Genomic DNA, 20,122 nt, shown 5'->3' on the forward strand with positions numbered 1-20,122 from the left:
CAGACCCACTTTCAACGCCACCCACCGGACCAACCGGGATGCTCATGCAACCCCAGGACACCGGACTGATCAAGTACCGGAGTTCCTTACATGACCCGCCCCCCACTCCCCGCCCGTCACCGAGCACGGGCCACCGCCGAGCCCACCCGATCACCGGCGCTCCCGAAGTCACCCGGTACCCGGCCGTCGTTCGGTGCGGCGCAACAGCCGCCCCGGCCGGCTGGAGGTCCCAGCGCGTTGCCGGAGACCGTTCGCAACCTGTCAGTCAGGGCCAAGACCGCCAGCCGTCGCTGAGCGCTGGATTGTGGGCGGTTTGGGCGTGGTGAGCGACGGCTGAGGCCGCGAGCCGTCGCTGGGCGCTGGAATGTGGGCGGTTTGGGCGTGGTGGGCGACGGCTGGGACCGTGAGCCGTCGCTGGGCGCTGGAATGTGGGTGGTTTGGGCGTGGTGGGCGACGGCTGAGGCCGTGAGCCGTCGCTGGGCGCTGGAATGTGGGCGGTTTCAGCGTGGTGAGCGACGGCTGGCGGTCGATGCGGTTGGCGGGATCAGGGGAGACGGTGGGCGATCACGTAGGCGTGGGGGCGGCCGGGGCGTGACGGCGGCTCGTAGACGCTGGTCAGCATCGTGCGGAAGCCGGCCTCGGTCAGCAGATTCGTGACCGTCTCCGGGCGGCGGCGGTGGATGGTCAGGTTCACGTCGTGGTCCCAGGCGTGGGTGAAGTGTTTCGGCTCGTCGCCGGCCTGGAACGCCAGCAGCAGCGGCGCTCCCGGTTTCAGGACCCGGTGGAACTCGCGGTAGACGGCCGGCAGTTCCGGGGTCGGGAAGTGGATCGTGGAGTAGAAGGCGACCAGGCCGGACAGGCTCTCCGCGGGGTGGTCGAGATCGGTCATCGAGCCGACTTCGAAGTGGAGTTCCGGGTAGGTGGCGCCGGCCTGGGCGATCATGCCAGGGGACAGGTCCACGCCGAAGACGTCGAGACCACGGCCGCGCAGGAAGGCGGCTACGTGTCCAGGTCCGCAGCCGACGTCGGCGACCCGTCCGGGCCCGGCCGGAGTGAGCCCGGAGCCGTCGTCGGCGAAGACGTTGCCGGGCGCGGTCACCAGGTCCGCGAAGAGCGTCAGGACACTCCGCAGCATCGGCTCGTCGGCGAGTTCGTCGTTGAAGAGGGTGGCGTAGTGGGCGGCGACATGGTCGTAGGACGACCGGACCGCATCGAGGTAACCGGGATCGCGCACGCGCCGGAGCCTATCGGCAGCGCCCATCCCCGAGTTCCGCCGACCGTTCCCGCAGAGCAGCGGCGCGGGGGGCGAGAGGGCGAGTGGGCGAGTGGGGGTGGGCGACCGGGTGCGCGTGAGAGGGCGAGGGCGAGTGGGCGAGTGGGCGTGGGTGACCGGGTGCGCGTGAGAGGGGGAGGGCGAGAGGGTGAGGGGCGGGCTGGCGGGCGAGGCGGGGTGAGCGGCCGCCACCGAGAGAGGAGGAAGGCGGCGGCCGCTCGGCAATCAACCCGGAGGCTACGGGACTGTGATCGTCAGGTTCGCCACGTAGCCGGCCGAGACCGAACCGGTGACGGTGGCCATCTGGGTGGCGGCCAGGTCGTCGCCGAACACCATGTCGCTGGCCAGGGTGATCCGGCTCAGGTTGGTGACGCTCTGCGAGTACCCGGTGGCGCTGGCGTAGACGGTCCGGGAGACCGACTCGGGCAGCGCGATCTGTGACGTCTTCTTGATCAGCCCGGATGCGCTGGTGGCCGCGGCCAGCGACGAGTACACCTCGAAGTGGATGTGCGGCCACCGGCCCGCGTAGCAGCCGGGGTAGATGCTGGTGAACGTCACCGTGCCGGACGAGTTGGTCACCTGGATGCCGCGCAGGTAGTTCTGGTTCGTCACGCCCGACGAGTACAGCGAGTAGCGCCCGGCCCGGTCACAGTGCCACGCGTAGATCGCCGCGCCCACCGTCGGTGTGCACGCCGAGTTGAGCACGGTCAGCGAGAACTGGAGCGGGACGCCGGGCGCGGTGGTCGTCGACGTGCCGAACGACGACCTGATGTCGCTGCGCACGATGCCGGAGAGCACACGTACGTTCGGCCCGTTCGAGCCGTCCGCCGGGTACGGTCCGGCGGTCTCCGAGTCGACCTCGGCCGCACAGGCCGCGAGTGCCGGGTCGGCCGAGCCGCCGAGCAGGGCGCCGCCTGCCACGGCCAGCGCCCCGGCACCGCCGACCGCGGTCAGCATCCGCCGCCGGGTCATCACCGGAAGGTCGTAGGCGAGACCTTTGTCGTGCACCTCGCGCACGAACGCGTCGTTGTCCGACTGGATGGGGTCCTCGATGGGGTCCTGCATGATGGCTCCTCCTTCTGCCGTTGGGGGAGCCCGCAGCAAAACATCGAAGTCTATGAATGACCTGTGGTTGATCTACCCGACGTCATACCGGGTGGGTCATCGCGCCTACCGATAGGGCGGGAAGCGGCCCGACATCATCGCGTCGGTGGGCACCCCGCACAGCTTCTCGACGGCCAGTGGATCGGTGACCACCCGCCAGGTGTGGAAGTCCTGCCGGCCGGCCGCGAACGCCGCCTTGTAGCGGAACAGCGAGTCGTCCGCCCCGCCCACCCCGCCACCGATGTGGTGGACCAGGTGTCCCCGGTCCCGGCCCCACAGCCGTACCTCGTGGTAGAGCAGCTTGTCGGCCCACCAGATCTGGCCGTCCCGGGTGGACTGGAGATGAGTCTGCATGATCCCTTGATGGGCGAAGAACAGGTTTCCGCCCAGCACCTCACCGTCCCGGACGGCCGCCGCCAGATGGATCTGATCGGGCAGGAGTGAGCGCATCCGCTGGAAGTGGTCCAGCCCGAAGAAGTAGAACTCGGTCGCCCCGACCCGGCGCATCGTCGCGTGATAGGTCGCCACCCACGACTCCAGCAGATCCCAGTCGTCGACGACGACCCGTACCCCGGCCCGTTTCGCCTTGTTGATCTGGTTGCGATGGGTGCGGTGCGTGTCCTGCCACAGTTGCTCGGGGGTGAGCGTCAGGTCGGCCGACACCGTCTCGCCGTGCCGCACCACCGCCCCGGCGCCGGGAAGTGCCGTGGCCAGGGCCGCGACCGGCGCCGGGAGCAGCGGGTGCAGCCGGGCGAAGACGGTGATCACGTCATGGGTGCGCAGCAGCGCCGCCATGTGCCGGGCGGCCCGCGTCCAGAAGCCGGTGTCCGACGGTGGCACGTCACTGACCGGGCCCGGGTAGCCGTAGGGGGAGACCGCGTCCCGCAGCCCGGTGCCGGGGACCGGCCGCAGCACCAGTGGCAGCAGCAGGACCTGGCCCATCTCGTCGTACCGGAACGCGACCGGGTCGCCCCCGGCCAGGCGGGCGTCGAGAGTCACGTACCCGGGCAGGTGGTAGACGTCGTGGTGGACGCGCCGCAACGCGTCCGCCCACGCCGGGTCGCCGGGTTCCAGCAGGGCGCCTTCGGCCATCGGCCTTCCTCTTCTCAGGCGGTGTTGGGCAGGATCGCGTGCCCGTGGGTGACCTGACCGCCGTCGGTCCGGCGGCGGGCCCGGCTCCACCGGCGGGCGCTCAGCGTCCACCGCAGCAGGGTGCGCGGGATCGACGTCTGTGTCGCCATGTGCAGCAGGTAACGCCAGGTCGGGTATTCGCCGCGGCGGTTCGACAGGGCGTACGAGAACCGGCCGGCCGGCAGGTGGGCGTACTCCGGCATCTTCTCGAACCAGGCGCTGCTCGCCCGCGCCGCACGCTGCAACGGCGCCATCGCGGCCTTGCGCCGGTGCTCGTACCGTTCCAGGGCCACCGCCAGATCGTCGCCGGAGGCGACCGCGTCGGCCAGAGCCATCGCGTCCTGCATGGCCAGTTTCGTGCCGGACCCGATCGCGAAGTGGGTGGTGTGCGCGGAGTCGCCCATCAGCACCAGGTTGCCGTGGTCCCAGCGGTGCGCGGTGACCCGCCGGAAACTCTGCCAGCCGGTGCGCCCGACCTCGGCCCGGTGGTCGATCAGCTCGGCGCCGTCCAGATGGGACGCGAAGATCTGCCGCAGCCGCGCGGTGCCGTCCCGCGCGTCGAGGGTGTCGAAGCCCAGCTCGGACCAGGTCTGCGGGGTGCACTCGACGATGAACGTGGAGGTCTTGGCGTCGAACGGGTAGGCGTGGAACCAGATCCAGCCGGCCGGGGTCTGCTCGAACCCGAACGTGAACGTGTCGAACACCTTGGGCGTGCCCAGCCAGATGTACTTGTTGCGGGCCACCTCCACCTCGGCGCCGAAGTGCTCGGCGTGCGCCTCCCGGATCCGGCTGCGCGCCCCGTCGCACGCCACCACCAGGTCGGACGGTGGCAGGTCGGCCAGGTCGGTCAGCTCATCGGACCAGGTGATGTTCACCCCCAGCTCGACCGCCCGCTCGGAGAGGATCTCGAGCAGCTTGTGCCGGCCCAGGCTGAAGCCGTACCCGGGCAGGTGGCTGGTGGGTTTGCCGGTCGCCCGGACCTCGTACTCGTCCCACTTGTAGGCGGCCTCCCAGATCCGGTCGGCGCTGACCGGGTCGTACCGGAACAGGTCGTCGAGCAGGTCGTCCCAGAACACCACCCCCCAGCCCCAGGTGACGCCGGCCGGGTTCCGCTCCACCACGGTGACCTCGTTGCCGGGGTCGGCGAGCTTCGCCAGCGTCGCGAAGTACAGTCCGGCCGGCCCTCCGCCGACACAGGTGATCCGCATGACGGGGCTCCTAACGGTAGGCCGGGAAGGTGGCGGTCAGGTCGGCCGGATCGGCGTCCGGGCGGCGGTCGTGGACCAGCCGCTGGTAGGCGCCCGGGTCGGTGATCACCCGCCAGGTGTGGAACGCGTTCCGGCTGGGCGAGAACCCGGCCTTGTACGAGAAGAGCGAGTCGTTCGCCCCGCCCTTGCCGCCGCCCAGGTGGAACACCTTGTCGCCGCGGGACTTGCACCAGCGGCGCACCGAGTCGTAGAGCAGCTCGTCGGCGTACCGTTTCGGGGCACGGCGGGTCGACGACACGTAACCGGTGGCGATCCCGTCGTACGAGAAGAAGGTGTTGCCCCCGACGACCTCGCCGTCCTCCAGCGCCACCACCAGGTGCATCTTGTCGCCCACCGCGTCGTGCAGCGCCGACAGGTGCTCACGGGTGAAGAAGTAGTACGAGGTGGCGCCGACCCGCCGCATGTTGTCGTGGTAGACCTCGACCCACTCGCCGAGCCGGTCCCAGTCGTCGAACACGATCTCGGTGCCGGCCCGTTTGGCCCGGTTGATGTGGTTGCGATGGTCGGCGCGGGTCTGTTTCCACATCTCGTCCTCGGAGACGGTCAGATCCATCGACACGGTCTCGCCGTGGTACACCAGTTTCCCGTGGTCGGCGAGGACCGGGGTGGGCAGGAGCGGGTGCAGGCGGACGAAGGCCGAGACGACTTCCGAGCCGGACAGCACGTCGATGAAGGCCGAGCAGGCGGCGTCCCAGAACGCGGGATCGTCAGTGGTGCCGACGGGGCCCGGGTAGCCGTACGGTGAGATCGCGTCCTTGAGGCCGGTGCCCGGGATGTCCCGCAGGATGAGCGGAATGAGCAACCGCCGCCCATCCTGTTCGAAGTGGAACGCGGCGGGCACGCCGCCGTAGAGCCGGGCGTCCAGGACCACGTAGTCGGGCACGTGATACATGTCGTGGCTGACCTGCTGGAGCGTCTCCTTCCACTCGCGTGCCGCCGGTTCCAGCAGCGATGCCGTCATCTCGTCTTTTCCCTTCCGGTGCTCAGGCCCGCAGCAGGCGGGCGTTGAGCGCCATGTTCGCGGCGAACTGATCGTTCACCACCTGGTGTTTCTCCAGCCGCAGTTGCACGGCCGGGTCGTAGCGGCCCAGCTTCACGAAGCCGTCGGACCACCAGCCGTTGTCGGTGCCGGTGCCGTCCACATAGGCGTGATACGTCGTCCCGCCCGGCCAGATCACCTTGGTGAGCAGCGACGAGAAGGCGGCCAGGTCGGCGGCCGACCAGCCCTGGTTCCGGTCCCGGGCCTCGACCACGTACGTGACCACGCCGTTGCCGTGGCCGACGTCCTGGCCCGGCCGTTTCGCCGAGTCCCACACGTCGCTCCAGAACCAGGCGGTCGGCTCGGCCGGGTTACGGCGCAGCTGCTGGCGCAACTGGGTGCTGATCTGGTCAACGACCGTGTTGCATCGGGCCTTGCGTGACTGGTCGGCGGTGAGGTGGGCGATGTTCATCGCGATCATCGCCCAGTGCGCGGCCATGTGGGTGCGCTCGCGGTAGATGTAGCTCTTCGGGCCGCGGGTGTACCACTTGTCGAAGACGTCGACCTCGGCGAACCCCAGCAGCCGCTGGTAGCGGGCCTTGTACCCGGCGTCGGTGAGGTCCTTCATGGCGACCAGCAGGTTGGTGCCGTACCGCCACAGATACGACTCGTAGAGCGGCACCTCGTCGCCGCCACCGCCGGCCCGGCTCGACCCCCAGCCCTGGAACCGGTCGGCGAACGAGCTCTTCGCCAGCGACGCCGACGGCGCGGCGGCGGCGACCACGTTCTCCATCCAGATCAGCGCCCGGTCCAGGTAGCGGCGCTGGCCGGTGGCCCGGTACATCGCGGTGCACGCGTCGACGTCGTACGCCAGGTCGTAGTGGTCGCGGCTGTCCTTGGACCGGCTCAGCGGGGTCGCGTTGCCGTACGCGAACTCCCAGCTCTTCATGAAGATCCCGGTCCAGTACGCGACCGGCTTGATCTTCGCCACCTGCTCCACCGCGGGCGGCCCGGCCGGCATCGGATCCCGCACCTCGGGGACGTCGTCCTCGGCGCCGGCCCCACGGACCAGGTGCAGCCCGGTCGCGCCGGCGGCGAGCGCCCCGCCCAGCCCGGCGGCCAGGATCGTGCGCCGCTTCATCGGGCCATCACCGGTATCCGGTTCTCCGCGGGCACCAGGGCCGCGGCCGCCGCCAGCCCGGCGAACATCCAGGCCAGCCGGGAGTCGTAGTAGTCGCCGGAGAACAGGCCGGACAGCGCCACGAAGACGGTCGCCGCCACGGTCAGGCCGGTCAGCTGAGGGCGGGCGCCGCCACCGCGGACGATCCGGGTCCACAGCAGAACCGAGGCGGTGAGCAGCCCGAGCCCGGCCAGCCCGCCCTCGGCGGCGACCGCCAGCACGTAGTTGTGCGGATACTCGACGGCCTGGTTGACGCCGATCAGCCCGTAGAAGCCGTCCACGCCGGAGCCGGCTATCGGGTAGTCGATGAACATGTCAGCGGCGGCCATCCAGATGTCGGTCCGCCCGGAGAGATATTGTTCCTGCACGGTCTGTTCAACGAACCGTTCCTGGAACAGATCGGTGAACTCGGGTGGGGCGAAAGCCCAGATGGCGCCTACGGCGACCACCGCCACCAGCCCGGCCGCGGCGATCGCCGAGCCGCGCAGCCGGTGCCGCAGCTTGAGCAGCGCGGCGAAACCGACCACCCCACCGGCGACGAGCGTGCCCCGCGACCCGGACAGCACCGTGGCCAGCAGGAACAGCGGGATCACCAGCAACGGCAGGATCCGGCCGGTCAGCATGAACAGGGCGACCGCGCTGATCACCCCGAGCACCTCGATCCGGGCGAACACGTTCGGCCCGCCCCCGAACGCCGAGTAGCGGCCCTGCTCGCCGGGACCGCTGATGAAGATGGCGGCCAGCGCGTAGACGATCGCGGCCACGAAGAACAGCTGGAACGTCAACCGGGCGACCATCTCCGGATCGGCGAGCGAATACCGGTAGAAGGCCAGCACCAGCACGCCCAGCAGCACCAGGTCCAGGACCTGCGGGCCGACCCGGGCGGCCGGCGGCGCCCACAGCGCCGACGCGATCTGGAACAGGAAGAACAACAGGGCGGCGAGCAGCCAGCCCTCTCTGGTGACGGTCGGGTGCTTTCCGAGCCCGGTGTGGATCCCCAGCGCCACCAGCGCCATGATCAGGCCGATCACCCGCAGGTCGACCCAGGCCAGCTCCAGCAGGCCGGCCCGGTCCAGGGTGTAGCGGCCGCCGATCGCGACGAGGATCAGCAGGACACCGGGCGTTCTCAACGTCGGCCCACGATCCGGCTCGCCGCCATCGCGAACACCAGGCAGGCGCCGTAGCCGGCGAGCGAGCCGTAAGCCGCGCCGAGGATGCCGAGCTTGGGGATCAGCAGCAGGTAGGCGGCGAAACTCACCACGAACCCGGCGATCTCGGCGGCCGACACGAGACCGCCGTGTCCCTTGGCGATCAGCAGGCCCAGGCTGATCCGGGACACCGCGTACAGGCCGGCCGCCGCCACCAGCGGCAGCACGATCACCTTGGCGTCGGCGTACTCGTGCCCGAACAGCGGCTCGATCAGCAGATACAGGCCACCGGCCACCAGCGGCACCACCACCAGCACGTAGACGGCCGCGGCGGCCACGATCGGCGCCGCACGCAGGCCGCCCTCGTTGTGCGAGGCCCGCCATTTGCCGAGCCGCGAGTCGGCGTACGCCCGGATCGGCCAGGCCAGCAGCTCGGTCATCGTCGCCACCGACGTGTAGTGGCCGAGCGCCGCGGTCGACGCCAGCGCCGGGATGACCAGCCGGTCCACCCGCAGCATGGCCATGTTCGACAGGGCGGCCGGGAACAGCGACAGCCCCTCCCGCCGTACCTGCCGGTTCTGCTCCGGACGGACCGGGCCGGCGTCGGCGACCACCGGCAGCCGCAGCCAGATCGCCAGGTAGACGATGGTCGGTGTGGCCCCGGCGATCAGGTAGGCCAGGAACCACCACTCCGGGTGGCTGGCGTGCCCCACATAGAGCCCGACCAGCATGGTGAACAGCAGCAACGCCTCGATCACCCGGGCCAGCAGGAAGTCCCGGACCCGGCCCACCGCGATGGCGATCGACCGGGTGGCCAGGCTGGTCGCCTCGATCAGAGCGAACCAGGCGAGCATCGCGACGATCAACGGGCCCGGCGTGAGATGCGCGGGCGCGGCGATCTGCCAGATCACCGCACCCCCGAGAAACAGCAGGCATGGTACGGCGAGCAGCCGCGCATACGCACGGACGGCGGGAGCGGGCGACACGTTGTGGTACGCCGCCACGAAACTGCGCTCGGTGCCGAGCAGCAACAGCTGGGTGGCGAGATAGACCACCTGGAGCAGCAGCGCCACCTCGCCCCGGTTGGCCGGGCTCAGCGACCGGACCATCAGGATGTTCGCCGCCATCGCCACCGCGCCGGTCAGCACCTGCGACGCGAGCAGCTGGACGGATGGCTCCCGCAGCACCTTTCCGGCGAGGGCGATCGGGCCGGCCTCCCGGATCCCGATCCGTAGGTCACTCACTGCGCTGTTGCTCCTCGTCGGCGTCGTCGTCGGCGCCGCTGCGCTGGGCCGGCACATCAGGGGCTTGGTCGTTCTCTGCGTCGGCCACCTTCGCCCGGCCCCGGGCGGTCCCGACGACCGGCAGCGACACGAACGTGTCGTCGAGCCGTGGCGACTGCGTCGGGTCCAGCCCGAAGACCAGGTCGGGGCTGTCCACCCCGGTGCTCACCTCGGCCGGGCCGTGCCAGGAGCCGTTCTCCGGCAGCCTGCGCGGCAACGCGTTGAGCACCGCGCCGGCGAGTTTCGCGCCGACCCGCTGGAGCAGGTCGATCGACTTCTCCACGTCCGCGGTCCGGGTCCGCCCGGCCCGCACCACCAGCAGCGCGCTGTCGGTGACCTGCCCGATCACCGTGGCGTCGGCGACGCCCTGCAACGCCGGGCCGTCGACCAGCACGATGTCGTAGCGTTCGGTCAGCGTGCGCACGGTCGCGCCCAGCCGGGGCGAGGCCAGCAGCTCACCCGGATCGGGCGCGTGCTCCCCGGCCGGCAGCACGGTCACCCGGCCGCCGAGCGAGTCCTGGAGCACGTCGGGCATCCGGGCGGTGCCGGCCAGCACCTCGGCGAGGCCGGGCGCGGCGTCCAGCGACAGATAGCGCCCGATCCCCGGCGTCCGCATGTTGGCGTCGACGAGCACCACCCGCGCCCCCGTTTCGGCCATCGCTATGGCCAGGCCGCAGGTGACGGCCGTGGTGCCCTCTTTGCGGCTCGCGCCGGTGAGCAGCAGCGAACGGCCGCGTGCCGGGACCGCCGGGGCCGGGTGCTCGGCCAGCACCGGCAGCAGGCTGCGCAGCCGGCGGAACGCCTCGGCGAGCGCCTGATCCGGATGATTGTCCCGGGAGCGGCTGCCGATCGAGATGGTCCCGACCGCGTCCAGGCCGAGCCGCCGCAGGTCGTCCTCCTCGGCGACGGTACGGCCGGTGGCCTCCTTCACGGCGACCGCGGAGGCCCCGATCAGCAGGCCCAGCGCCGCGGCGAACCCGGCGTTGCGGGCCAGGTCGTCCGGCTCCTCGACGGTGACCGCGTCCTGCACGATCGACACCTGGGCAGCCGGCCCGGCGTCCGGGTCGGCCGGCGCGCCGATCTGCCGGGCCAGCCCGACCAGCACCGACGCGGCGGTCGTGACGATCTGCTTGCTCTGGTCGGCGTCCTGGGCGACGGCGGCGATCTCCAGCAGGTCGGTGCCCTCACGGATCTGCGCCGACAGGCTCTTCTGCACCTGCTCGACGGTGATCTCCGGGCCCATCCGGTCGACCACGGCCTGCGCCACCCGGGGGCCGGTCAGCAGTGCGATGTACGAGTTGAGCCGCCGCGCCCCCGAGTCCGGGTCGGAGTTGCCCGAACTGACGTACAGCACCATCGACGACTTGTGGCCCGGCGCGCCGGCCATGGTCAGCCCGGCCGCGATGCCGGCGGCGACCAGCACCGGCACCAGCAGCCAGAGCCATCGGCGCCGGCAGGCCCGGACGTACGCACGCAGTTCCACTGTTCCCCCGAATCAGGTGTTGGCGGGTTCGAGCTGTGCCGACCGGTTCAGCACCGCCTCGAACTTCTCGAAGAGCAGGTCACGGGAGAACTGCTCCACGGCCAGCCGGTGTGCGGCGTCCCGGGCCTGCTTCAGCCACGACTCGTCGCGCAGGTGCCGGGCCAGCTCGGCGCCGGCGGACTCGGTGTCGACCGGGTCCAGCACCAGGCCGGCCCCGGTCTGCCGGAGCAGGTCGGCCTGCCAGCCGCCGTAGTTGATGGCGATCGGCCGGGACGCGGCGAGCGCGTCGAAGAACTTGTTCGCCGAGTTGTTCCAGAGACCGGGGATCGGCCGGACCGTGCTGCTGGACATGGTGGCCGCGCCGAGGATCACCGGCAGTTGCGACTTCGGCACCTTCTCCCACATGTGCACGACCCGGTCCAGCAGGCCCAGTTCGGCGGCGAGCGCTTTGGTCGGCTCCCACTCCTTGCCGTGCCCGACGATCAGGAACCGCAGCTCGGGATCCACCTTGGTGGCCGTGTGCATGGCCCGGACCAGGTACTCCACGCCGTTCACCGCCCCCAGCGCGCCGGTGTAGACGATCAGCGGACGGTCGCCCAGCCAGTCGTGGGCGGCACGGAACCGCCGTACCTCCTCCGGGTCGACCCGGAACAGATCGAGGTCGGCGGCGTTCGGGATGACGGTCGTCGGGGTGCCCGGCCGGCGGGCCACCACACCGTCGGCCATGCCGGGGGAGAGGGCGATCACCTCGGACGCGTTGCGGTAGGCGAAGTCGGCCAGCCCGCCGGCCACCTTCCGCAGCACCGGGTTGCGCAGCGCGCCCATCTCGATCGGCACCTCGGGCCACAGGTCGCGGACCTCGAACACGAACGGCACCCGGCGCAGCTTCGCGGCGATCACCCCGGGCACCGCCACGGTCAGTGGCGTGCTGGTGGCGAACACCAGGTCGGCGCGCAGCTTCGCCGCCTTCGCGGCGGCCAGCACCATGAACTCGGCGAAGGCCCGCAGGCGGCGGGCATACGACATGTCGTTGTTGTACGGAACCTTGAACCAGTGGACCGTCACGCCGTCCTCGACGGTCGTGGTCCAGCCGGCCTGCCGTGCCCCCGGGGTGATGTCGGTGGTGATCACGTCGACCGTGTGCCCGCGCGCGACCAGCCGGCGGGCCTGCTCGTACGAGCGGATCCCCCCGGCCATCTGCGGGTTGCAGTAGTACTGGTGGATGTAGACGATGTGCATGGCGTCTCAGCCCTCCCGAACCGCGTCGACGACGCGTCCCCGGTCGTGGTCGGTCAGAGCGGAACCACTGGGCAGGCACACCCCGCGGCGGAACAGATCGGCGCACACCCCGCCACCGCGCGTGACGCAGTCCTGGAAGACCGGCTGCAGATGCATCGGCTTCCACGCCGGCCGGGCCTCGATGTCGCGGCCGTTGAGCGCGGCCAGCAGCCGGTCCCGGTGCTTCTCGTCGCCGGCCAGCACACAGGTCAGCCAGTAGTTGGGTTCGCCGTAACCGGCGATCGGCATGAAGGTGAGGTCCGGCATCTCGGCGCGGTAGAAGTCGAACGTCGCCTTCCGGGCCGCGATCATCTGCTCCAGGCGCTGCATCTGGCCCCGGCCCACCGCGGCGAGCAGGTTGCTGAGCCGGTAGTTGTAGCCGACCGCCCGGTGCTCGTAGTGCGCGACCGGCTCACGGGCCTGGGTGGACAGGTGCCGGGCCTGCTTGGCGACCCGGCTGTCGTCGGTGACGAGCATCCCGCCACCACCGGTGGTGATGATCTTGTTGCCGTTGAAGGACAGCACCCCGGCCAGCCCGAACGACCCGGCCGCCCGGCCGCGATAGGTGGCGCCGAGGGCTTCCGCGGCGTCCTCGATCAGCGGTACGCCGTACCTGTCGCACGCTTCGAGAAGCGGGTCGTAGTCGGCGCACTGGCCGTACATGTCGACCGCGATCACCGCCCGGGGCAGGCTCCCGCGCTCGGCCCGGACCCGCAGCTCCTCGGCCACCAGCTCCGGGTCGACGTTCCAGCTGTCCGGGGTGGAGTCCACGAAGACCGGCCGGGCGCCCAGGTAGACCACGGCGTTCGCGGTCGCGGCGAACGTGAACGACGGCACCAGCACGGTGTCGCCGCGCCGCACCCCGGCCGCGATCAGGGCCAGGTGCAGCGCGGCCGTGCCACTGCTCAGCGCCACCGCGTGCCGCACGCCGACCCGCTCGGCCACCTGCTCCTCGAAGGCGTCCAGGTCCGGGCCGACCGGGGCCACCCAGTTCGAGTCGAACGCGTCCAGCAGCAGCTTGCGTTCCAGGTCGGTGACGTCGGGTGGGGACAGGTAGATGCGGGCGCCGGTTCGGGTGTCAGTCATGGACGCGGGTCCTCACGGCCAGGATCGGCCAGGCCGGGTGCAGACCCTGCCGGCGGATACACATCGGGGAGTCGCCGGCGTGCATGGCCGGGCGCAGGGTGCTGGAGAAGCTGCGGTACCCGGCCTCCCGGGCGACCGTCACGTCCCGTTCGCGGAAGTCGACCGCCGGGTGGCCGTACGGCGCCGCGAAGTCCCGGACCTCGACGCCGAGCTCGTCCTCGATCTCGCGTTTCGAGTCGATGATCTCCCGGGCCGCGGTCTCGTCGTCCTGATCGGACAGCCGGTGGTGGGTGACCGTGTGCGAGCCGAAGTCGAACCCGGACGCCACCAGGCCGCGGCAGTCGTTCCAGCTCAGGTTCCCGGGCCGGCCGACCATGCCGGAGGTCAGGAAGAACATCGCCGGGACCTTCATCTCCAGCAGCACCGGCGCGGCCACGTCACGCCAGGTCAGGTGGGCGTCGTCGAAGGACAGGCAGAACACCGGCCCGGTCAGCGGCTGCGCGCCGGACAGGATGCGCAACGCCTCGTCCCAGGCCACCATCGGGCCGATCCGCTGCAGAGCGCGCAGGTGGTTGCGCAGGTCCCGGGCGTACTCGGCGGGCACGTCGTGATAGAAGGGGAAGTAGAGGCCTGGCGCGCTGGGCAGCCGGCGCCGCAGTCCGGCCGGGGCCAGGATCCGTCCCTGCAGCCGGGGCCGGGCCCGCAGGCGACTGCGTAGCCCCAGCTCGTTCAGGCGTCGTCTGATCGCCGTCTGCATGCGATCGGCACCCTCCCGCTCGTTCGACAGGTCGCGGCCACGGGGTGTCACCCCGCGGCTCCCACCAACCTTCGCAAATACGTACGGGGGAGCATCAGTAGCAATTGTCATAAGGAACGCGAGTATTATTCGCGTCAATTGTGAATAGCCCGATCGGCTTCTTGCGGAATGGACTTATGGTTGAGCATCATCAGGCCCGCCGGACAATGATTCGAATCGGGGACCCCTCATGTTGCGACTGCACCGGGTGCAGCCTGACGCCGCCCTCTGGGCTGACCGTGCGACCTACCCGGATCGGCTGATCTTCCACACTCCGGAGTGGCTCCGGTTCGTCGCCGAGTGCCAGAACGCCGAGCCGCTGCTCGCCACGGTCACCGCCGACGGTCAGCCGGTCGGGCACTTCACCGGGCTCCTGAGCAGGCGTTTCGGCATGCGAATCCTGGGCAGCCCGATGGCCGGATGGACCACGTCGTACCTCGGATTCAACCTGCGGCCGGGCGTCTCCCGCCGGGCCGCGCTCAGCGCCCTGATGCCGTTCGCCTTCGGTGAGGCGGGCGCCGCCCACCTGGAGATCCGCGACCGGGGCCTGACGCCGGCCGATCTGGGCGGGCTCGGCCTGCGCTGGGACGAGGCGCCCACCGCGGTGATCGATTTGAATCCGGCTGAGGACGCGTTGTTCGGCGCGATGGCGAGCGCATGTCGCAGAAACATCCGCAAGGCCGAGAAGTCGGGCGTCACGATCGAGGAGGTGGATGCCGATCCCGCATTCGCCGACGAATTCTACGATCAATTGCGGGACGTATTCGCCAAACAGAATCTGGTACCGACCTATTCGGTGGAAAGAGTTCGGTCGTTGATCCGTCACCTCGGGCCGGCCGGACGGGTGCTGCTGCTGCGCGCCCGGGACGCCGAAGGGCGGGGGATCGCCACCGCCGTGCTCCCGTGGCATCACCGGGCCATGTACTTCTGGGGTGGCGCCAGCTACCGCAGCGGGCAGCACCTGCGGCCCAACGAGGCGCTGATCTGGCACGCGCTGCGGTGGGCCAAGGCGCGGGGGGTCACCGAGTTCGACTTCGTCGGGGGCAACGCCTACAAGCAGAAGTACGGGACCACCGAGGTCGCCGTCCCGTGGGCCCGCCGGTCCCGGTCGCCGCTGGTCGCCCACCTCCGTGACGCCGCGAAGCAGGGGTTCGCCCTGAAGCAGCGCACCGTCGCCCGGCTGACCGTGGCCCGCTGAGACCGCCGGCCGTCGCTCACGACGGTTTCCCGGCGCCGGAAGGCGCGGTGAGCGACGGCCGGCGGTCTCTGAGACCGGCATGGCAGGTGCCCTCCGCCAAGGGGCCGTGCCATGCCTCATCGAGCGATTGGCGTCTCGCCGCAGGCTTCGTTAGTTTCCTGGAAAGGTTCCGGAGAGTGGGACGAGGGGATGTCCGGCCCATCGGTCACAGCCATGGTGGACGACGAGACCTGGGTCGTCGAGTTCACCGTGCGCGGGGTCTGGGAACGCACTCTCTGGCTGGCCACCTTCGGGCTGCTCAACAAATGCTTGTCACATCACCCGGCCGGGCTGCTGCTCGACCTGCGCGGCCTGCACGACCCGGGTGCGATCAGCGCTCCACTGTGGCTGACCGCCGCGACCCACGGCGAGCGGATGGAACCCGTCGTCCGGGTCGCCGCGTGCCTTCCGGACCGTACCGACCTGTCGGCCCGGCTCGGCAGCGTGGTCGCCAGCCGTCTGGTGCCGGCGTTCCCCTCGGTGCGCCTGGCCCGATCCTTCCTGACCAGCAGCCGCCCGCGGATGGACCAGGTCCGGCTGCACCTGCCGCCGGATTCGGACGCCGCCGCCCGGGCCCGCCACATGGTGACCGCCGCCTGCGAGGAGTGGGGCATGGAAACCCTCGTCACCCGGGCCCGGCTGGTCGTCTCCGAGCTGGTGGTGAACGCGGCCGAGCACGCCGCCACCCCGATCGACGTGCTGATCTCCCGCCGTGACGCGGGCGCCCTTCTGCACCTCGCGGTGGTGGACGGCTCGCCGGTGCTGCCGTCGATCCGGCTGGAGATGGAGAATCCTTTGACCGAGCGGGGGTACGGCCTGCGCATCGTCGACGCGGCGGTGAACGGCTGGGGCGCGCTGCCCACCCGGGCCGGGAAGATCGTGTGGGCGCTCCTCAGATCCTGATCGTGAGAAGGCCGGCGGGTACGTAGAGGCCTTGCCGGTCGGCCCGCACCGCTGCCGCGGTCCGCGACTCGGCCCCCAGTTTCAGCATGATGTGCTCCAGATGCCCGACCGCGGTGCGTGAGGTGATGTGCAGGGCGCTGGCGATCGCCGCGTTGCTGCGCCCCTCCACCAGCAGCCCGAGCACCTGCAGCTCGCGCGGGGTCAGGCCGTGCGTGTCCGGTGGCGGCCCGAACAGCACCATCGCCCGGTGGTGGCCCGGCGGCTCCGGCGGGCAGGCCAGCGCCGTCACCTGAAGCAGCGTGCCCTGCCCCGGCGGATACTCACCCGGCACCAGGAACCGCGACCACGTCCGGCCCGGCGTCAGCAGCGTCCCGACCAGGCCCAGCACCGCCGGAGTCACCCCGAGATCCCGGGCGCCGGGCATCCCCGGCAGTTCCTCGGCCCGTCCGGACCGGGTCAGCACCACCCCGGCGTGTGCGTCCCGGACCATCCCGGCCAGCGTGGTCAGGGTCCGCAGCGGATCGACCACGTGCGCCATCAACGGCGTGAGCATGACCAGCAGGTCCAGGGCCTCGTCGCCGAGCGGCTCCGGCGCCTCGGTGTGCGCGCCGAGCAGCCCCAGATAGCGGCCGTCCGCGGTGACCAGCGGAATCGACACGCCCTCGGACAGCCCGGCGGGCGCGAAGAAGTCGTTCCACACCGGCAGTTCGGTGACCGGCACCGGCGAGTCGAACACCCGGATCGGCCGGCGCTGCTGATGCATGCCGACCCGCATCACGTCGGCCATGAACGCCGTGCTCGCCAGATGCCGCAACAGCCGTGGCTGGTGGCCGGGCGCCGCGACCGGCTCCTGCACCCAGCGTTCCGGGTCGAGCAGGCTGAGCCAGGCCGCGTCGTGCCGCAGCACCGGGCGAAGCACGTCGATCAGCGCCTCCGCCCGCTGCCGGACGCCGGACGGCATCGCCGCGATCCGCAGGATCTCGGCCGTGATCCGTCCACTGCCGGGAGGAAGCCCCACACCTCCATCATGGGCCGTGCCGCGAGCGGCGCACAGGCACCGGGCGGGTAGCGCCTTTTTTCGCGCGCTTCGCGCAGAGCCCTTTTTGGTACGTCTTGCGCCGCACTCTCACGCAACTGGCGGCTGTGTCCTGCGTCGCGTTTCTTGCGTGGCCGGCCGGTTGCGTCTTGCGTCGTGTTTCTTGTGTGGCCGGTCAGCTGGGTTCCGTCGTGTTTCTTGTGTGGCCGGTCAGCTGGGTTCCGTCGTGTTTCTTGTGTGGCTGGTCAGCTGTGTTTCGTCGTGTTTCTTGAACGGCCGGTCAGCTTGTGCAGGCGGCCGCGCCCGCCACGTGTCCCAGGAACGTCCGGAGCCCGCACAGCCGCAGGATCATGTCGACCGACGGATGGGCGGCGACGATGCACACCCGCCCCGCCCCGGCCGTCATCCCCAGCGTGTTCAGCGCCCGCAGCCCGGCATGGTCGCAGAACTCGACCCCGGACAGATCCAGCCGGATCAGCTCGAGACTGTCGTCGCCGACCAGCCCGCCGAGCGCCCCGAGCATCGGCGAGACGGTCCGGATGTCCAGCTCACCGGACACCCGGGCCACCACCTCGCCGGGACCCGTCCGCTCCACGGAGACGGTGAGGTCCACCTGTTGGTCTTGCACGCGCCCTCCCCACCCGATCGACGCCGCTGCCCGCGACGCTACCGAGCCGGGCCGGTCCAGGACATCGGAAGAAACTCCCACCCGGCCCGGGTCGAGACGGCGGGACCGGACGCCATCAGTACGAGTTCACGCGGCGTTCACCAGGTCGAGGATGGTCTTCGCGGCGGCCGGCGTGCCCGCCTTGTCGCCGTACGCGCCGTACGGCACCACATAGACCGGGGTGTCCCGCTGGGTACGCCGGTTCTCGGCGAGCGGCCCGAGGTCGACCGTGTCGTACCCGATGCTGTCCAGCAGATCGGCGACCGCCTTCCGGGCCCCCGCGTCGTCCCCGGCGATCGGCAGCGCCGACCGGTCCGCAGCTCCGGCCGGCCGGGCCAGCGACCGCAGGTGCTCGAACCAGATGTTGTTGAAGGCCTTCACCACGTGCGAGCCGGGAAGGTGGCCCTGAAGCAGCTCGCCGGTGGTGGTGGAGCCGTTCTCCAGCTCCTCGAAGGTGCCGTCGCGCTCCGGGTAGTAGTTGTTGGTGTCGATGACCACCTTGCCGGCCAGCGCCTCCACCGGCACGTCCCGGTAGGCCCGCAGCGGCACCGTCACCACCACGATGCCGGCCGCCGCGGCTGCCTCGGCCGGGGTCGCCGCCCGGGCCTTCGGGCCCAGCTCGCCGACCAGTTCCTGCAGCGTCTCCGGCCCGCGGGAGTTGCTCAGCACCACATCGTGCCCGGCCGCCACGGCCAGTCGCGCCACGGTGCCACCGATGTTCCCGCTGCCGATGAGTCCGATCGTCGTCATGTCTGTCGCGAACTCCGGACCCGCCCACCCGATTCCGGCGAACCCGGTTTTCGTGACGGTCGGCACGTATCGCTTGCCCGTGGGTATGACGATGGGATACGCACACCGGCGAGCGAGGAGAAGTCAGTTGTTCCTGTTGTTCGGATTGCGAAGCAAGGACCACCCGATGGGCGCGCGAGTGGCCAACTGCGAGATCTGCGGCTGGCAGGCCCCCCAGCACCTGCTGCGCCGGACCACCAGGTTCACCCTGTTCTTCATCCCGCTGTTCCCGGTCAAGCCGGCCAGCTACTACGTGGTCTGCGGCCACTGCCAGGGCTTCCGCAGGGCCGACCCCCGACTGATCGCAGCCTAGTCCGACCCCCACCGACCCCGGAAGCCCGCCCACCAGCCGCCCCGAAACCCCGAGAACACCCATCTGGCGCTCGGCTCCAAGGCCCGCGTCGCGCGGCGCCCAGTTTCGGCGGCGCCCAGCTTCGGTGTTGGGTTCGGGTAGCGCCGGGCTTCGATGATTGGGTTCGGGTGCGCCCGGCTTCTGCACTCGGGCTCGGGCCGTGCCCGGCTTGGATGGTAATCGGCGGCTGGCGACGCATTGAGGGAGACCATTCCGCGCGCCCACTCCAGAACGGTTCAGGGAGTCCCGCCGCTCGTCCCCACCGCGGCATCCGGAATTTTCGCGGCCGGTCGATAATAAGTAAATACTGGTGCGGGCGAGTCTGGGCAGGGTATGAGCTTGGGTGCACCGATATCGGCCAACAGGAGAAGGTGGCAGGATTATGAAGGATCGATATCGAATAGAAAATGATCTGACGTCAACCGCCGCTCGGTGACCGCGAGTGAAACCGCGCCCTCTGGGACCACCTCGTCGGGTCGACGACCACCCCGGCTGATGACCTGGTCCCATCCTCGACGGCACAAAGAATGCGGCCGACCGAGGACGCCGATGCGGTGAACCAGGCGACCCGCCGGACGGGGCCGTCGATGTCTCTGATGCCGTCGGAGGCGCGGCCACGGCTGGGAATGCCCCCGAACGTCGAATCTGCGGGTTGGTGCAGGCTGTGACGGGTGCCTTGGTTTCCGGACGTGTTGTCGTGTGCGGGCTGGTGGCCTCGACGACAGGTGTGGTGTGTGCGGGGACTGGTTGCCGGGCCGGTGTCTCGGGGCTCATGCACCGTGAGGCAGGCGCCGGCTCGCTCCCGTGGAGCCGTCGAAGCTTCACGGCATGGCGCTGCCGCAGGCCCCACGCTCGGTGCCGCTCGTGCTCGCGGCGGAACTCCTCGGCGGCTGGAGAATGTTTCCGAGACCGGGTCCGATCCCGCATCGACGCAATTTCCGACCGGCTGAACAGCGACCCTTGTCCCATGCATTAATTCTCCCCGATCCCGCAACGGAAATGTCAGAATTCGATCATGCCAATCTGGTCTTCGGGGTTTCCTGTGCAGTTCTTGACAGGATCTTCAACTGAATTGAGGTGAGGATGTGATCGGCTTCATGCAAGGCCCGGTTTCTTTCCGGAACTGTCA

At 70.4% G+C, this 20,122-nt stretch carries 19 protein-coding genes; 4 read left to right on the forward strand and 15 right to left on the reverse strand.

The window, feature by feature from the left end:
- Nucleotides 1-544 precede the first annotated feature (544 nt).
- The 12 genes from AB0E94_RS40715 to AB0E94_RS40770 form a co-directional block, all read right to left on the reverse strand.
- Complete coding sequence (locus AB0E94_RS40715; protein ID WP_360337675.1) at nucleotides 545-1,234, reverse strand: class I SAM-dependent methyltransferase; 690 nt, start codon at nucleotides 1,232-1,234, stop codon at nucleotides 545-547.
- A gap of 276 nt (nucleotides 1,235-1,510) precedes the next feature.
- Entirely contained in the window at nucleotides 1,511-2,338 is an 828-nt protein-coding gene (locus AB0E94_RS40720) for an intradiol ring-cleavage dioxygenase (protein ID WP_360337678.1), read from the reverse strand.
- 105 nt (nucleotides 2,339-2,443) lie between these two features.
- Nucleotides 2,444-3,469, reverse strand: coding sequence for a GNAT family N-acetyltransferase (locus tag AB0E94_RS40725; protein ID WP_360337681.1), 1,026 nt, complete (start codon nucleotides 3,467-3,469; stop codon nucleotides 2,444-2,446).
- Between the two features lie 14 nt (nucleotides 3,470-3,483).
- Nucleotides 3,484-4,716 carry an FAD-dependent monooxygenase gene (locus tag AB0E94_RS40730; protein WP_360337684.1) on the reverse strand — a complete coding sequence of 411 codons (1,233 nt, stop codon included), beginning with the start codon at nucleotides 4,714-4,716 and terminating at the stop codon, nucleotides 3,484-3,486.
- A 10-nt stretch (nucleotides 4,717-4,726) separates the two neighbouring features.
- The gene (locus AB0E94_RS40735; RefSeq protein ID WP_360337687.1) at nucleotides 4,727-5,737 is read right to left on the reverse strand and encodes a GNAT family N-acetyltransferase; all 1,011 of its coding nucleotides are present in this window, start codon (nucleotides 5,735-5,737) and stop codon (nucleotides 4,727-4,729) included.
- A 22-nt stretch (nucleotides 5,738-5,759) separates the two neighbouring features.
- Nucleotides 5,760-6,896, reverse strand: coding sequence for a hypothetical protein (locus AB0E94_RS40740; RefSeq protein ID WP_360337690.1), 1,137 nt, complete (start codon nucleotides 6,894-6,896; stop codon nucleotides 5,760-5,762).
- Entirely contained in the window at nucleotides 6,893-8,065 is a 1,173-nt protein-coding gene (locus tag AB0E94_RS40745) for an O-antigen ligase family protein (protein ID WP_360337693.1), read from the reverse strand. Before AB0E94_RS40745 ends, AB0E94_RS40740 begins: the two co-directional genes overlap by 4 nt.
- Nucleotides 8,062-9,327 (reverse strand): NAD(P)H-quinone oxidoreductase, encoded by a 1,266-nt coding sequence (locus tag AB0E94_RS40750; protein ID WP_360337696.1) that lies wholly within the window; start codon nucleotides 9,325-9,327, stop codon nucleotides 8,062-8,064. Before AB0E94_RS40750 ends, AB0E94_RS40745 begins: the two co-directional genes overlap by 4 nt.
- Nucleotides 9,320-10,849: a polysaccharide biosynthesis tyrosine autokinase gene (locus AB0E94_RS40755; RefSeq protein WP_360337699.1), complete on the reverse strand. Its 1,530-nt coding sequence runs from the start codon at nucleotides 10,847-10,849 to the stop codon at nucleotides 9,320-9,322. Before AB0E94_RS40755 ends, AB0E94_RS40750 begins: the two co-directional genes overlap by 8 nt.
- Nucleotides 10,850-10,861: 12 nt before the next feature.
- Complete coding sequence (locus AB0E94_RS40760; RefSeq protein WP_360337701.1) at nucleotides 10,862-12,088, reverse strand: glycosyltransferase family 4 protein; 1,227 nt, start codon at nucleotides 12,086-12,088, stop codon at nucleotides 10,862-10,864.
- A gap of 6 nt (nucleotides 12,089-12,094) precedes the next feature.
- Nucleotides 12,095-13,213, reverse strand: a complete 1,119-nt coding sequence (locus tag AB0E94_RS40765; protein ID WP_360337704.1) for an aminotransferase class I/II-fold pyridoxal phosphate-dependent enzyme — start codon at nucleotides 13,211-13,213, stop codon at nucleotides 12,095-12,097.
- Nucleotides 13,206-13,970: a polysaccharide deacetylase family protein gene (locus AB0E94_RS40770; RefSeq protein WP_360337707.1), complete on the reverse strand. Its 765-nt coding sequence runs from the start codon at nucleotides 13,968-13,970 to the stop codon at nucleotides 13,206-13,208. Before AB0E94_RS40770 ends, AB0E94_RS40765 begins: the two co-directional genes overlap by 8 nt.
- 229 nt (nucleotides 13,971-14,199) lie before the next feature.
- Between AB0E94_RS40770 and AB0E94_RS40775 the strand changes: the two genes are divergently transcribed.
- Entirely contained in the window at nucleotides 14,200-15,207 is a 1,008-nt protein-coding gene (locus AB0E94_RS40775) for a GNAT family N-acetyltransferase (protein WP_360337710.1), read from the forward strand.
- Between the two features lie 213 nt (nucleotides 15,208-15,420).
- Nucleotides 15,421-16,149 (forward strand): ATP-binding protein, encoded by a 729-nt coding sequence (locus AB0E94_RS40780; RefSeq protein WP_360337713.1) that lies wholly within the window; start codon nucleotides 15,421-15,423, stop codon nucleotides 16,147-16,149.
- Here the strand turns inward: AB0E94_RS40780 and AB0E94_RS40785 are convergent.
- From AB0E94_RS40785 to AB0E94_RS40795, 3 genes are all read right to left on the reverse strand, one after another.
- Entirely contained in the window at nucleotides 16,139-17,167 is a 1,029-nt protein-coding gene (locus tag AB0E94_RS40785; RefSeq protein WP_360337716.1) for a LuxR C-terminal-related transcriptional regulator, read from the reverse strand. The genes AB0E94_RS40780 and AB0E94_RS40785 overlap by 11 nt on opposite strands.
- A gap of 298 nt (nucleotides 17,168-17,465) precedes the next feature.
- Complete coding sequence (locus tag AB0E94_RS40790) at nucleotides 17,466-17,813, reverse strand: STAS domain-containing protein (protein WP_360337719.1); 348 nt, start codon at nucleotides 17,811-17,813, stop codon at nucleotides 17,466-17,468.
- A 126-nt stretch (nucleotides 17,814-17,939) separates the two neighbouring features.
- Nucleotides 17,940-18,602, reverse strand: coding sequence for an NAD(P)-binding domain-containing protein (locus AB0E94_RS40795; protein WP_360337722.1), 663 nt, complete (start codon nucleotides 18,600-18,602; stop codon nucleotides 17,940-17,942).
- A 166-nt stretch (nucleotides 18,603-18,768) separates the two neighbouring features.
- Here AB0E94_RS40795 and AB0E94_RS40800 point away from each other — a divergent pair, with 166 nt between their 5' ends.
- Both AB0E94_RS40800 and AB0E94_RS40805 read left to right on the forward strand, forming a co-directional pair.
- Nucleotides 18,769-18,954: a zinc-ribbon domain-containing protein gene (locus tag AB0E94_RS40800; RefSeq protein ID WP_360337725.1), complete on the forward strand. Its 186-nt coding sequence runs from the start codon at nucleotides 18,769-18,771 to the stop codon at nucleotides 18,952-18,954.
- Between the two features lie 867 nt (nucleotides 18,955-19,821).
- Nucleotides 19,822-20,064: a hypothetical protein gene (locus AB0E94_RS40805; protein WP_360337728.1), complete on the forward strand. Its 243-nt coding sequence runs from the start codon at nucleotides 19,822-19,824 to the stop codon at nucleotides 20,062-20,064.
- The last annotated feature ends 58 nt before the right edge of the window (nucleotides 20,065-20,122 follow it).

It is taken from the genome of Actinoplanes sp. NPDC026670 (assembly GCF_040638175.1).
GTDB lineage: Bacteria > Actinomycetota > Actinomycetes > Mycobacteriales > Micromonosporaceae > Actinoplanes.